12 protein-coding genes and 1 riboswitch are annotated in these 13,157 nt (G+C 39.0%); of the genes, 1 reads left to right on the forward strand and 11 read right to left on the reverse strand.

The window, feature by feature from the left end; genetic code table 11:
* Nucleotide 1: 1 nt before the first annotated feature.
* Together sdhA and BKO01S_RS05960 are read right to left on the reverse strand one after the other, a co-directional pair.
* Entirely contained in the window at nucleotides 2–1,762 is a 1,761-nt protein-coding gene (gene sdhA, locus BKO01S_RS05955; RefSeq protein ID WP_066050242.1) for a succinate dehydrogenase flavoprotein subunit, read from the reverse strand.
* A 64-nt stretch (nucleotides 1,763–1,826) separates the two neighbouring features.
* Complete coding sequence (locus BKO01S_RS05960) at nucleotides 1,827–2,435, reverse strand: succinate dehydrogenase cytochrome b558 subunit (protein WP_066050245.1); 609 nt, start codon at nucleotides 2,433–2,435, stop codon at nucleotides 1,827–1,829.
* A 326-nt stretch (nucleotides 2,436–2,761) separates the two neighbouring features.
* Here BKO01S_RS05960 and BKO01S_RS05965 point away from each other — a divergent pair, with 326 nt between their 5' ends.
* On the forward strand, nucleotides 2,762–3,211 hold the full coding sequence (locus BKO01S_RS05965) for a YslB family protein (RefSeq protein WP_066050250.1): 450 nt from the start codon (nucleotides 2,762–2,764) through the stop codon (nucleotides 3,209–3,211).
* 84 nt (nucleotides 3,212–3,295) lie between these two features.
* Here BKO01S_RS05965 and BKO01S_RS05970 read toward each other — a convergent pair whose 3' ends face one another.
* The 9 genes from BKO01S_RS05970 to BKO01S_RS06010 all read right to left on the reverse strand — a co-directional run bounded on the left by BKO01S_RS05970 (nucleotide 3,296) and on the right by BKO01S_RS06010 (nucleotide 13,145).
* On the reverse strand, nucleotides 3,296–4,525 hold the full coding sequence (locus tag BKO01S_RS05970; RefSeq protein WP_066050253.1) for an aspartate kinase: 1,230 nt from the start codon (nucleotides 4,523–4,525) through the stop codon (nucleotides 3,296–3,298).
* Between the two features lie 115 nt (nucleotides 4,526–4,640).
* Nucleotides 4,641–4,822, reverse strand: a riboswitch (Lysine riboswitch).
* A 64-nt stretch (nucleotides 4,823–4,886) separates the two neighbouring features.
* The gene (gene uvrC / locus BKO01S_RS05975) at nucleotides 4,887–6,659 is read right to left on the reverse strand and encodes an excinuclease ABC subunit UvrC (protein ID WP_066050259.1); all 1,773 of its coding nucleotides are present in this window, start codon (nucleotides 6,657–6,659) and stop codon (nucleotides 4,887–4,889) included.
* A 122-nt stretch (nucleotides 6,660–6,781) separates the two neighbouring features.
* Nucleotides 6,782–7,096: a thioredoxin gene (trxA, locus tag BKO01S_RS05980; protein WP_066050262.1), complete on the reverse strand. Its 315-nt coding sequence runs from the start codon at nucleotides 7,094–7,096 to the stop codon at nucleotides 6,782–6,784.
* Nucleotides 7,097–7,308: 212 nt separating this feature from the next.
* Nucleotides 7,309–8,286 carry an electron transfer flavoprotein subunit alpha/FixB family protein gene (locus BKO01S_RS05985; protein ID WP_066050265.1) on the reverse strand — a complete coding sequence of 326 codons (978 nt, stop codon included), beginning with the start codon at nucleotides 8,284–8,286 and terminating at the stop codon, nucleotides 7,309–7,311.
* A gap of 43 nt (nucleotides 8,287–8,329) precedes the next feature.
* Nucleotides 8,330–9,103 carry an electron transfer flavoprotein subunit beta/FixA family protein gene (locus BKO01S_RS05990; RefSeq protein ID WP_066050268.1) on the reverse strand — a complete coding sequence of 258 codons (774 nt, stop codon included), beginning with the start codon at nucleotides 9,101–9,103 and terminating at the stop codon, nucleotides 8,330–8,332.
* 103 nt (nucleotides 9,104–9,206) lie between these two features.
* Entirely contained in the window at nucleotides 9,207–9,980 is a 774-nt protein-coding gene (locus BKO01S_RS05995) for an enoyl-CoA hydratase (RefSeq protein WP_066050272.1), read from the reverse strand.
* A gap of 29 nt (nucleotides 9,981–10,009) precedes the next feature.
* On the reverse strand, nucleotides 10,010–10,594 hold the full coding sequence (fadR, locus tag BKO01S_RS06000) for a fatty acid metabolism transcriptional regulator FadR (protein WP_066050275.1): 585 nt from the start codon (nucleotides 10,592–10,594) through the stop codon (nucleotides 10,010–10,012).
* Nucleotides 10,595–10,784: 190 nt separating this feature from the next.
* Complete coding sequence (locus BKO01S_RS06005; protein ID WP_066050278.1) at nucleotides 10,785–12,488, reverse strand: long-chain-fatty-acid--CoA ligase; 1,704 nt, start codon at nucleotides 12,486–12,488, stop codon at nucleotides 10,785–10,787.
* A 249-nt stretch (nucleotides 12,489–12,737) separates the two neighbouring features.
* Nucleotides 12,738–13,145 carry a DUF350 domain-containing protein gene (locus BKO01S_RS06010; RefSeq protein WP_066050279.1) on the reverse strand — a complete coding sequence of 136 codons (408 nt, stop codon included), beginning with the start codon at nucleotides 13,143–13,145 and terminating at the stop codon, nucleotides 12,738–12,740.
* Between the last annotated feature and the right edge of the window lie 12 nt (nucleotides 13,146–13,157).

Below are 13,157 nucleotides of genomic sequence, written 5' to 3' on the forward strand. Positions count from 1 at the left end.
TTTAATTATCCCCTTTCTTCTTAGAATAGTCTCTCTTTCTTGGAGCAATTAAGCCTGTGTCAACCTCTTCATAATGGAAGTGTGGTGCTGATTTTGCATCCACAAATCGAGCCATTGTAGTCTTTAAGAACTCCTCATCATTACGCTCTGGGAATTCTGGTTTATAATGTGCGCCTCGGCTCTCATTTCGGTTATAAGCACCAATAGTAATTACTCTTGCTAGCTGAAGCATATTTTGAAGCTGACGTGTGAAGATGGCGCCTTGATTGCTCCACTTCGCCGTATCGTTAATATTAATTTTTTCATAGCGCTCCAATAACTCTACGATTTTCTCGTCTGTTTTTAATAGTTTATCGTTGTGGCGAACAACGGTTACATTATCTGTCATCCACTCACCAAGCTCTTTATGAAGAACATAAGCATTTTCATTACCATCTAGTGACATGATCTTATTCCACTTTTGCTCTTCTTCTTTTACAGAACGATCAAATACAGAAGAAGAAATAGAATCAACATTTTTGCTTAAGCCACTAATATATTCAAGCGCCTTCGGACCAGCAACCATTCCTCCATAGATAGCTGATAGTAAGGAGTTCGCACCAAGGCGATTGGCTCCGTGCTGAGAATAATCACACTCACCAGCAGCAAATAATCCAGGAATATTTGTCATTTGATCATAATCTACCCAAAGACCTCCCATTGAGTAGTGGACAGCAGGGAAAATCTTCATAGGAACTTTTCTAGGATCGTCACCCATGAATTTTTCATAGATTTCGATAATACCACCGAGCTTAATGTCTAGTTCCTTTGGATCCTTGTGAGAAAGATCTAAATAAACCATGTTTTCTCCGTTAATTCCAAGCTTCAAGTCAACACAGACGTGAAAAATTTCACGAGTGGCGATATCACGTGGTACAAGATTTCCGTAAGCAGGATACTTCTCCTCTAAGAAATACCAAGGCTTCCCATCCTTATACGTCCAGACTCGTCCACCTTCCCCACGTGCAGACTCACTCATAAGTCTCAATTTATCGTCACCAGGAATAGCGGTTGGATGAATTTGAATAAACTCACCATTTGCATAATACACACCCTGTTGGTATGCAATTGACGCTGCTGACCCTGTGTTAATCACCGAATTTGTTGACTTACCAAAGATAATTCCAGGACCGCCAGTAGCCAAAATAACAGCGTCTGCTGCAAATGACTTTATTTCCATTGATGTGAGATTCTGAGCAACAACCCCTCGGCAAATCCCCTCATCATCAATAACAGAACCTAGGAATTCCCAACCTTCATATTTCGTTACTAACCCAGCAACTTCATGACGGCGTACTTGCTCATCTAGAGCATATAAAAGTTGTTGTCCTGTTGTTGCTCCAGCAAAAGCCGTACGGTGATGCTGTGTTCCACCAAAACGTCGGAAGTCCAAAAGACCTTCTGGTGTACGGTTGAACATAACGCCCATACGGTCAAGCAAGTGGATAATTCCTGGGGCTGCTTCTGTCATCGCTTTAACCGGTGGTTGGTTCGCTAAAAAGTCACCGCCGTATACTGTATCATCAAAGTGCTCCCATGGAGAGTCACCTTCACCTTTTGTATTTACCGCTCCGTTAATTCCGCCTTGGGCACAAACAGAGTGCGAACGTTTTACTGGAACTAATGAAAATAATTCGACCGGACTCCCTGCTTCCGCAACTTTAATTGTTGCCATTAAGCCAGCTAGACCGCCGCCGACTACGATCACCTTTCCTTTTCCCATCGTGAGTCACTCCCTAACTAATATCAAAGTATATCCCGTTCATTTCTATGAAAATTACAACCTATTAAATAAATGCAATAATTGCGCGCACACCAACAATTGAAAGGGCGATAAAAACCCCTAATGTAACATAAGTTGAAATAAGTTGAGACCGTGGTGTAACAGTAATTCCCCAACTTACAAAGAACGACCATAGTCCATTAGCAAAGTGGAAAGTGGTTGAAATTACACCGATGATATAAAACCATAGCATAAATGGATTGGAAAGAATGCTTTCCATCATATCGAAGTTAACCTCTGCACCAAATGCTGCTGCAATTCTAGTTTCCCAAACATGCCATGTTACGAATACCAGTGTGACTACTCCGGATATACGTTGAAGCATGAACATCCAATTACGGAAAAACCCATAATTACTCGTATTATTTTTAGCTGTGAATGCAATATAAAGACCATAAATTGCGTGGAATAATAAAGGTAAAAAAATCACAAACGTTTCTAAAACATAACGAAACGGCAAACTTTCCATAAAATGAGATGCCTTGTTAAATGATTCTTCCCCCCCAGTTGCAAAATGATTGACTACAAGATGCTGCACAAGAAATAGACCAACTGGAATGACTCCAAGCAGCGAGTGTAATCTTCGATAAAAAAACTCTCGGTTTCCTGCCATGAACTTTACCCCCCTTAAAAATTAAACGGACAAACATAAGAATCTCCGTTTTTATACAATAATTTTTACAATTATGTGACATGTTCATTTTACTCCCAACATGAAAGAGCGTCAAGAAAACGGATACATAAAATGCTCTATATATACAAAATATTTTTAATATATTGATATTACTCTAAACCCTAATATAGAACCATTTTACTTCGTATACCTTTATATTGATATAACAATTATTGTAAATATTATTTAAATCTCTTTTTTTTGTTTTCATGCGTATTTCCCCGGAAAATGTATATAATAGAATAATAGAAAGTGGGGGACATCTTTTGAGTGAATTGAAATTAGAAAAAACTATTTCGGCCACCGATCCTGCACTTGTACCAGCCTTTGGGTATGAATTATTGAGAGAAGTGCTTCTTCCAGATTTACTTGGAAGAGAATCTGCATCTATTTTATATTGGGCAGGTAAGGTATTAGCCAGAAAATATCCATTGCAGTCGGTCGAAGATATGATTACTTTTTTCCAACAGGCAGGTTGGGGCACTCTACAACTTAAATCAGAAAAAAAGCACGAACTCGAATTTGAATTATCGAGTGACCTGATTAAAACTCGTTTTAAAGAGCATCCAGACTGTCAATTCCAACTGGAAGCGGGATTCTTAGCTCAACAAATCGAGAACCAAAAAGAAGTGATTACAGAAACATATGAACACCCGAAAAAAAAGCTCGCTATTGTTTCCTTCACTGTACGCTGGGACAAAAAAGATTCTATCTAAGTAGTATGTATACAATAAAAAGCTTTCATATTTTTATGAAAGCTTTTTATTTTTTATCTCACATTTCATCGACTTACGTTTTGTCTATGCTTTTACAGATTTTCCGGCCAATTCAAAAGCCTCATGAAGTGCTTCAACTGCCCGAAGCATCTGTGATTCCTCTATTACTGTTGAAACCTTAATTTCAGAAGTACTCACCATCTTTACCTGAATGCCCTCGGCGGCAAGGACTTCAAACATTTCTGCCGCAACTCCAGGATTAGAAATCATTCCAGAGCCTACAATCGATACTTTTGCAAGTTTTGGCTCCGCCTCAATGCCTTCAAACTTCAGGGATTCTTTATTAGCCTTTAGAACAGCCATCGTTTCGTCAAGATCAGAACTCTTTATAGAAAAAGAAAGATTCGTCGTTGATTCGTTCGTCATACTCTGAATAATTATGTCAACATTCAAGTGATTTTTAGCCAAAATAGTAAAAATAGTTGACAGATTCGTCAATCCATTTGGAAGTCCTAAAACACTCACTCTCGTAATTTCATCTTCAAAGGCAACACCACGCACAACTAAGCTTTGCTCCATTGATACTTCCTCCTCAATTATCGTTCCATTTTCTCGCTCCATACTTGATCGTACTTCAAGTGGCACTGCGTAATTTTTCGCATATTCAACGGCCCTTGGATGTAATACTCCAGCACCTAAGTTCGCTAACTCTAACATTTCATCGTAAGAAACAGATTTCAGTTTTCTTGCATCCCTTACGTAACGTGGATCAGTTGTAAACACCCCTGTTACATCGGTATAAATATCGCATTTGTCTGCTTTTAATGCAGCTGCTAATGCCACTGCCGTTGTGTCGGATCCACCTCTACCAAGAGTTGACACAGCTCCATCTATGGCAATTCCTTGGAAGCCCGCAACAACTACTATTTTCCCTTTATGTAGCTCGGTTTGTATTTTACTAGTATTAATGTGTAAAATCCTTGCATTTCCATGAACTGCCTCGGTTTCAATTCCGGCTTGCCACCCCGTAAAGGAAATCGCTTCGTATCCTTTTTCTATTAACACCATCGACAATAAAGCTATTGTAACTTGCTCTCCAGTCGTAAGCAGCACATCCATTTCACGCTTACTTGGACGGCTTGAGATTTGATTTGCTAGTCGCACTAATTCGTCTGTTGTTTTCCCCATTGCAGACACAACGACGACCACGTCATTCCCTCGCATTTTTTCTTCAATTACTCGTTCGGCCACGTGTTTAATACGATCTACATTTCCTACCGAAGTACCACCAAACTTTTGTACAACCAATCCCATTTTATTCCCCTACTTTCTTTTCATCTCTATCATGGGCTATTTTGTGAATACAAAAAAGCCATGAGAGATATCTCATGGCTGCGTGAACGAACGTAAATAAATACGGACTTATACACAGTGAGATAGCTCTCCAAGACATAGTTGTCTTGACAATCCAGTATTTATTCAATACAGGACCAGCAGATATGGTAATTCAGAGACCTATCCACTTCGGCGAACATCCCCTTTCACAGCTTCTCATTGAATCTCAGCATTCTCAAAGCTGGTACTTTTGGTGTTCGCACCTCTACCTTCACTTAACGATTTAAGTGATTATATAAAATTTTCCTAATTATAGCACAGCCTTTTAGTGGCGACAATGCTATTCTTGTAATTTTTTCATAAGCAGTTCAATTGTATTTTGGGGAAGTCCAATCGATAAAAAGTCCTCTTTGCTTGCTTCCTTCATTTTTTTAACTGACCCAAAGGCTTTTAATAATTGTTTCTTCCTTTTCTCACCGATTCCAGGGACGTCATCCAAAATCGACTGAAATACCGATTTCCCTCGAAGCTGCCTATGAAATGTAATCGCAAAACGATGTACTTCATCTTGAATTCTCTGGAGTAAATAAAATTCCTGACTATTTCTTTCGAGTGGTACAACCTCTAGTGGCTTCCCGTATAATAGCTGCGAGGTTCTATGTTTATCGTCTTTTACCAGACCAGTAATCGGAATATTAAGACCAAGTTCGTTTTCTAAAATATCTCTTACCGCTTCCACATGACCTTTTCCACCATCGATCATGATCAGATCAGGTAGAGGAAGATCTTCTTTAAGCACACGAGAATAACGCCTTCTCGTGACCTCTCTCATTGATTCATAATCATCAGGCCCAACAACAGATTTGATTTTGTATTTTCGGTACTCTCTTTTTGATGGCTTGCCATCAATAAAAACTACCATTGCAGAAACTGGATCTGTTCCTTGGATATTGGAGTTATCAAATGCTTCAATTCGATGAGGGGTATAAATGCCTAGCTGTTCACCTAGTTGTTCCACAGCTTTTATGGTTCTTTCTTCATCCCGCTCAACGAGTGAAAATTTTTCTTTTAGTGCAATGCTCGCATTTTTTATCGCTAACTCCACTAGGTCCTTTTTCTGACCACGTTTAGGCTGCAATACCTTTGTTTGTAGGAGTTGTTCTGCCAATTCTAGGTCAACTTCATCACGTAACAAAATCTCCTTTGGCTTAAAGTGATTCGATTGATCATAAAATTGACCTAAGAACGTTAAAAACTCCTCTTCCGCTTCTCCATAAATAGGGAACATGGAAATGTCTCTTTCAATAAGCTTCCCTTGGCGGACGAAAAATACTTGAACACACATCCAACCCTTATCAACCGAATACCCAAACACATCACGGTCAGTAAAATCAGTTGTTGTCATTTTTTGTTTTTCCATGGTTGCTTCAATATGCGCTATTTTATCTCGAAAATCCTTTGCTCTTTCGAAGTCAAGCTCTTCTGCAGCAGCTTGCATTTTCAGTGTGAGATCCTTCTTAATATCCTTGTAACCGCCATTTAAGAACTTTGTGATTTCCTCTACAAGTTCTTTGTAGGTTGCTTCCTTTACTTCCTTTACACACGGGGCTAAGCATTGCCCAAGATGGTAATATAAACATACTCTATCAGGCAATGTGGAGCATTTTCTTAAAGGATAAATCCTGTCCAAAAGTTTTTTTGTTTCATTAGCAGCAGACACATTTGGGTATGGACCAAAATATTTCCCCTTGTCCTTTTTTACCTTTCGGGTTGTAATAAGGCGGGGATGTCTTTCCGCAGTTAATTTTATAAAAGGATATGTTTTATCGTCCTTTAACATCACATTGTACTTAGGATCATATTTCTTTATTAAATTCAACTCTAGAATAAGTGCTTCAATATTGGAAGATGTAACAATATATTCGAAGTCCTCTATCTCTGAAACAAGCCTTTGCGTTTTTCCATCATGAGACCCAGTAAAGTAAGACCGAACACGATTCTTTAATACTTTTGCTTTACCAACATATATAATTGTACCTTGCCGATCCTTCATTAAATAACAGCCAGGTTGATCTGGCAATAGGGCAAGTTTATTTTTTATCATCTCATTCAAAAGGGACACCTCCAATCTGCAAAAAACACTCTGATTGTATTATAAAGTTTTTTTGAGGGGATAAATAGTAGGAGCCAATTGGAAAAGAAAAAACCACTCAGGACGAGTGGTCTTCATTCATTTTATAGATGAGAGTTTAAACGCTCTTCCAAAGCTTCTTTCGGTTGGAAGCCGACAACTTTATCGATTACTTCTCCATCTTTCATGATAAGAAGTGTTGGGATGCTCATCACACCAAACTTCGCTGCAGTTTCTTGGTTTTCGTCAACATCGATTTTAACGATTTTGACTTTGTCTCCCATTTCTGAATCAAGCTCTTGAAGAACTGGAGCAATCATCTTACAAGGACCACACCATGGAGCCCAAAAATCTGCAAGCACTAGGCCAGTACCAGTTTCAGTTGAAAAGTTTTGATCTGTAGCGTTTGAAATAGCCATTTTCATGCCTCCTTAAGTATTGCTTCGAGAAATATGTCTCGATTGCTTTTAGTAGTAAAATACTAACGTCAGTATATCATCGTTTTTCAGACGATGCTAATAATATGTCTCGCAGTTGTTTTCTTATGTAATTTGCCCATTTAGTGAAAGGATATTCGAGGTATGCCTTCGTGAAAAAGGAAAGAGCGGCTCTCTTAAACCGCTCATTGCCATTAAGCATTGATTTTTAATTTTTTAAATTCCTCTGTTAATAGTGGGACAACTTCAAACAAATCTCCCACAATTCCATAGTCAGCCACTTTAAAAATATTTGCCTCTGGATCTTTATTAATCGCAACAATTACCTTTGAATTGGACATGCCAGCTAAATGCTGAATTGCTCCTGAAATGCCGCAAGCAATATAAAGGTCTGGTGTTACCACTTTTCCTGTTTGACCTATTTGTAGGGAGTAATCACAGTACTCAGCATCACATGCGCCCCTTGATGCTCCTACTGCTCCACCAAGTATGTTAGCCAGTTCTTTTAGAGGTTCAAAGCCTTCTTCACTCTTTACACCACGGCCCCCTGCAATAACAACCTTTGCTTCTGAAAGATCTACTCCCTCACTCGCTTTACGTACCACCTCTTTAATAATGGCGCGTAAATCCTTTATGTCAACTGTTAATGAATGAACTTCCCCAGATAGTGAATCATCCTTCTGAAGAGCAGATATGTTATTTGGTCGGATCGTTGCAAAAATAATTCCATCTGTTACGATCTTTTTCTCAAAAGCTTTACCAGAGTAGATGGGTCTTGTAAATACAACATTCCCACCGGCTACTTCAATTGCTGTAGCATCTGAAATTAAGCCCGAATTCAATTTTCCAGCTATCCTAGGTGAGAGATCTTTCCCAAGGGCCGTGTGTCCAAAGACAATTCCTTCTGGCTTTTCTTCCTCAATAACAGCCCATAATGCTTGTGAATACCCATCAGATGTATATTGACCCAGTTTGGCATGTTCAACAACTACGACTCGGTTTGCACCATATTGGATTAGCTCTTGTCCTAAAGCGCTTACACTTTCGCCAACTAAAACACCGACCACTTCTCCACCTTCAGCAATTGTCTTGCCTGCAGACAACGCTTCAAAAGACACGTTACGTAATGTACCATCTCTAACTTCCCCTAACACCAACACTTTTCTCGCCATACAAGTTCCCTCCTGCAAATTTATTTCCGTATGTTTGGAATGTTTACACAACCTTTGCTTCTGTATGAAGTAGAGTGACAAGTTCTTTCACTTGATCATGTAAGTCACCTGTTAAAAGCTTACCTGCTTCTTTTTTTGGTGGCAGGTAAATTTCAATCGTCTTTGTCTTAGCCTCTACATCGTCCTCTTCTAGGTCAAGGTCGTCTAATTCTAATTCCTCAAGCGGTTTTTTCTTTGCCTTCATGATGCCTGGTAAAGAAGGGTATCTTGGCTCATTTAATCCTTGTTGCGCAGTTACTAACAGTGGAAGGGTTGTTTCAATTACTTCAGAATCACCTTCAACATCACGAATAACAGTTACTTTCGTCCCCTCAATCTCTAGCTTAGTAATTGTGGTAACATAAGGGATTTTAAGTGATTCTGCCACACGTGGGCCAACCTGACCTGATCCACCGTCAATAGCTACATTTCCAGCAATGATTAAATCGACTTCTTGATCTTTTAAGTATTGAGTGATTATTTTTGCTGTTGTATATTGATCAGATGCTTCTACATCGTCTTCAATATTTACTAGTACGGCTTTATCAGCTCCCATCGCTAGAGCTGTACGAAGCTGTTTTTCCGATTCTTCATTTCCAACAGATATTACGGTTACTTCCCCACCATGTGCATCACGAACTTGAATCGCTTCTTCCACTGCATATTCATCATACGGATTAATGATAAATTCAGCACCGTCCTCGTTGATTTTGCCGCCAGCAATCGTTATTTTTTCTTCAGTATCAAACGTTCTCTTTAACAAAACATAGATATTCATAAGTTCCCCTCCTATATATATCTAAAGATTTAATTGGTTCTAAAGATTGGGAAAATTCATTTGATAAAGGAAACCCACCAAGCTTCTGCTGTGAGTTTTGACTTCATCTTCCCGTAAACTTTGGCTCTCTTTTTTCGAGGAAGGCCAATATTCCTTCCTGCCCATCCTTAGACAGGAATACCTTCTCAAATAGCTCAACTTCTCTTTTTACCCCAGAATAAAACTCATTAGTTTTTCCATAATTAAGGAGTTCAATCGCCGCACTAAGTGCAATAGGGCTCTTTTTGGCAATTTTTTTAGCCATTGTATAGGCTTTTTCTAACAACTCTTCCTCAGGATAGGCGTGATTAGCTAGTCCGTGTTGAACTGCTTCCACTCCCGTGATAGGATCACTTGTAAATAGCATTTCTGCTGCTTTAGCTGTTCCTACATATCTTGGCAATCTTTGCGAACCCGCAAATCCAGGTACTAATCCTAGTTGAAGCTCCGGTAACCCAAGCTTTGCATTCTCCGTAACTAACCGGAAATGACAGGCCATCGCTAGCTCAAGCCCCCCTCCTAAAGCTGCCCCATGAATGACAGCGATAATTGGTTTTGGGAATCGCTCCATCCGTTCAAATAAATCTTGACCAAGAGTGGAAAGACTACCAAAATCCTCTCCTGTTGAAATGGTTGTAAATTCTTTAATATCTGCCCCTGCCGAAAAGAACCTTCCTTCACCACGTAATAGGATGACTCGGATATCCTGATGAAACTCAATTTCATCAAGAATACCCGATAATTCTTTTAACACCTGAGATGATAACGCATTTGCTGGAGGACGTTCCATTTTAATTGTTGCAATGAACTCTTCGTGAGACCAATGCAAAAAAGCCATAAGTCTTCCCCCTCATTCTTAAAAAATGATTATCTCTTGCCACACCCATTGATTAAAAGTTTATGAACCGGTTTTGCCAGTGCTGTTAAGTCATACTTTTGCTCATTCATTACCCAAGTAGTAACCGTCTCATCCATTGTTCCAAAGATCATCTGCCTAGCAAGACGTATATCAAGCTCCTGTGAAAATTCGCCAGAATCTCTTCCTTCAATAAGTATATTGTCGACAACCTCTAAATAACCTTTTAACACTTCATTTATTTTTAAACGAAGGTCTTTATTTGATTGTCGCAACTCTAGCTGCGTAACAATGGCTAAATGACGATCCACTGAAAGCATATTAAAATGCATTTCAATCATAAGTAATAATTTTTCTGCTGCGGATTGCTTTCCCTCTATCTTCTCTTCTATTTTTTCTATAAAAGCCCCCATTTTTTCTTGGAAAAGAGAAATGAGGATATCCTCTTTATTTTTAAAATATAAATAGATGGTACCATCAGCAACTCCCGCTTGTTTTGCAATTTTAGATACTTGAGCTTGATGGTATCCATTTTCTGCTATCACAATAACAGCGGCGTCAATAATCTGTCTATATTTTGGTTTGTCTTTTTTCAAAATCATACCCCTCCTTTCAAGAAGGTTTGCACTTATGAATGAATCATCATTCATAAATTCATAATAGATGGAAACCGACTTTCTGTCAAGGATTTCACGTATTATTTGCATTACTATCATGCCATAACAAAATCGAGTGTACAAGCCTGGTTTCACAAAAATAAACAGCCGACGAGTCGGCTATAGCAACTTAAGCCTGTTTCTGTTCATTGTCCTCTTTTTTCATTTTTTCCTCCTCGACTAAAGCTCTTCTTAGAATTTTCCCTACAGCTGTTTTTGGAAGCTCTGAACGAAACTCATACACCCTAGGAACTTTATAGGCTGCAAGATGTTTTCTTGCAAAGGAATTCAACTCTTCCTCGTTTGTTGAAGACCCCTCCTTTAACACAATATATGCTTTTACCGTCTCCCCCCTATAAGGGTCTGGAACGCCAGCAACAACAACCTCTTGAACACTAGGATGCTCATATATTATTTCTTCAATTTCTCGCGGATAAATATTAAATCCTCCAGCGATAATCATATCCTTTTTTCGGTCGACCACAAAGAAATAACCTTCTTCATTCATATACCCCAAGTCACCAGTAAGAAGCCAACCGTTTCTCAATACCTGATCGGTCTCTTCAGGCTTGTTCCAATAGCCCTTCATGACTTGAGGACCCTTTACGACAATTTCACCAATCTCTCCAGGTGGTAATGGTTCTCCCGTTTCTAAGGATAATACAACCGCATCCGTATCTGGCCAAGGTACCCCAATACTCCCCTTTATTCTAGGGCGGTCCCATAAAAAATTGGAATGAGTCACTGGAGATGATTCTGTCAGTCCATAGCCTTCAACTAGCTTCCCACCCGTAATTTCTTCGAATTTCTCCTGTACCTCGACTGGGAGTGGAGCGGAGCCTGAGATACATGAATCAATGGATGAAAGATCGTATTTGGAAAGGTCAGGGTGATTTAACAATCCAATATAGATGGTTGGTGCTCCTGGGAATAAAGTTGGACGTTGTTTTTCTATCGTTTTTAAGGTTTGTTCTGGATCAAACTTCGGAAGCAAGACCATTTTTTGCCCTTGCATTACCGAAAGAATCATAACAGCTGTCATTCCATACACGTGGAAAAATGGGATAATCGCTAATATGATTTCTTCCCCTCGTTTGCATTTATATAACCAAGCGTTACTCATCGCTGTATTTGAAACAAGATTCTTGTGGGTTAACATGACCCCCTTGGGAGCCCCAGTTGTTCCACCCGTATATTGAATTATGGCAAGATCCTCTTCAAAATCGACTGTAAAGCTTTTTATCTCTTTAGTTGAATGCTTAATAATTTCTGTAAGTAGGTGATGACAGCCCTCGTGCTTAACAGACACGGTAATTCCGTATTGTTTCTTTTGGATAAATGGATAGATGAGATTTTTCGGGAAGGGTAGATAATCTTTGATAGCGGTTACAATTATGTGTTCCAAGTTGGTTTGGGTGAATACTTTGCTTACACGTGGAAATAAAATATCTAATGTGACAATGGCTTTTGCACCCGAATCCTTCATTTGATATTCTATTTCTCTTTCTGTGTACAACGGGTTTGTTGGAACAACAACTCCTCCAGCTAGTAAGATTCCGTAGTACGTGATAACAGCCTGGGGACAATTTGGAAGCATCATTGCGACCCGGTCACCTTTTTCTAAACCAAGTCCTTGTAAATAGCTAGCTAGTTTACAAGCATGTTCATGGACTGTTTCATAGCTCAATTCTTTACCCATAAAATGAATGGCCGACTTATTCGGAAACTCCCTTGCGGCGTTCGTCAAATATGTTTGAACGGGTTCTGACTTATACGTTAAGGTAGCCGGTATCTCCTCAGGGTAATTAACTAACCATGGCCGTTGTTCACTCATTCTCCATCCCTCCTACATAGAAATTGTATAGAAATTTCTGATTACTCATCTTGATTATAATATAGTGAATAATTCATGACAATTTAAATTCCTCCTATTCTATTTCTATGGGAGGTAAAAGTTGTCCTACAACAAAAAAATCGCCTATAAAAGGCGATCTTAGAAAACCAAATAAAAAACTCCTATTAACACAAATATTCCACAAAAGATTAGAAGGATTTTTGCTAGCTTTTCCATTAACGTACTCCTTTAAGATATACCTGCCCCAATTACATATGATAATCCTACTGAAATAATCATTGAAATTAATCCTACTGCTCGGTTATCATTCTTTATTTCTTCATCAATTTTAAATTTTGGTGTTAAAAACTCATAAATAAAGTAAGCCACCAATAGTAAAAAAAAGCCAAATACTCCCCAGCCAATCATGGTTATTAGTGAGTCATGCTGCTCAATCGAATGCCTGAAAATATTGGCAATCCCAAAGATTTTCCCACCGGTTGCCATAGCAACCGCAACATTCCCATTTTGAATTTCTTCCCAGTTCCGATATGTCGTAACAAGTTCAAAAATAGCGAGAAACACGATCATACATAAAATAACGACACTACAATATGCGGCTATATGAACAAATTCATTCTCCCAAAAACCGTTCAACTTCCTCTTCCT

The sequence above is a fragment of the Robertmurraya korlensis NBRC 107688 genome (genome assembly GCF_001591645.1).
GTDB lineage: Bacteria > Bacillota > Bacilli > Bacillales > Cytobacillaceae > Robertmurraya_A.

Coding starts and splice junctions, on each gene's coding strand:
- sdhA (WP_066050242.1), bottom strand. CDS start 1,762: ATGGGAAAAGGAAAGGTGATCGTAGTCGGCGGCGGTCTAGCTGGCTTA.
- BKO01S_RS05960 (WP_066050245.1), bottom strand. CDS start 2,435: ATGGCAGGAAACCGAGAGTTTTTTTATCGAAGATTACACTCGCTGCTT.
- BKO01S_RS05970 (WP_066050253.1), bottom strand. CDS start 4,525: ATGGGATTGGTTGTACAAAAGTTTGGTGGTACTTCGGTAGGAAATGTA.
- trxA (WP_066050262.1), bottom strand. CDS start 7,096: ATGGCTATTTCAAACGCTACAGATCAAAACTTTTCAACTGAAACTGGT.
- BKO01S_RS05985 (WP_066050265.1), bottom strand. CDS start 8,286: ATGGCGAGAAAAGTGTTGGTGTTAGGGGAAGTTAGAGATGGTACATTA.
- BKO01S_RS05990 (WP_066050268.1), bottom strand. CDS start 9,103: ATGAATATCTATGTTTTGTTAAAGAGAACGTTTGATACTGAAGAAAAA.
- BKO01S_RS05995 (WP_066050272.1), bottom strand. CDS start 9,980: ATGGCTTTTTTGCATTGGTCTCACGAAGAGTTCATTGCAACAATTAAA.
- BKO01S_RS06005 (WP_066050278.1), bottom strand. CDS start 12,488: ATGAGTGAACAACGGCCATGGTTAGTTAATTACCCTGAGGAGATACCG.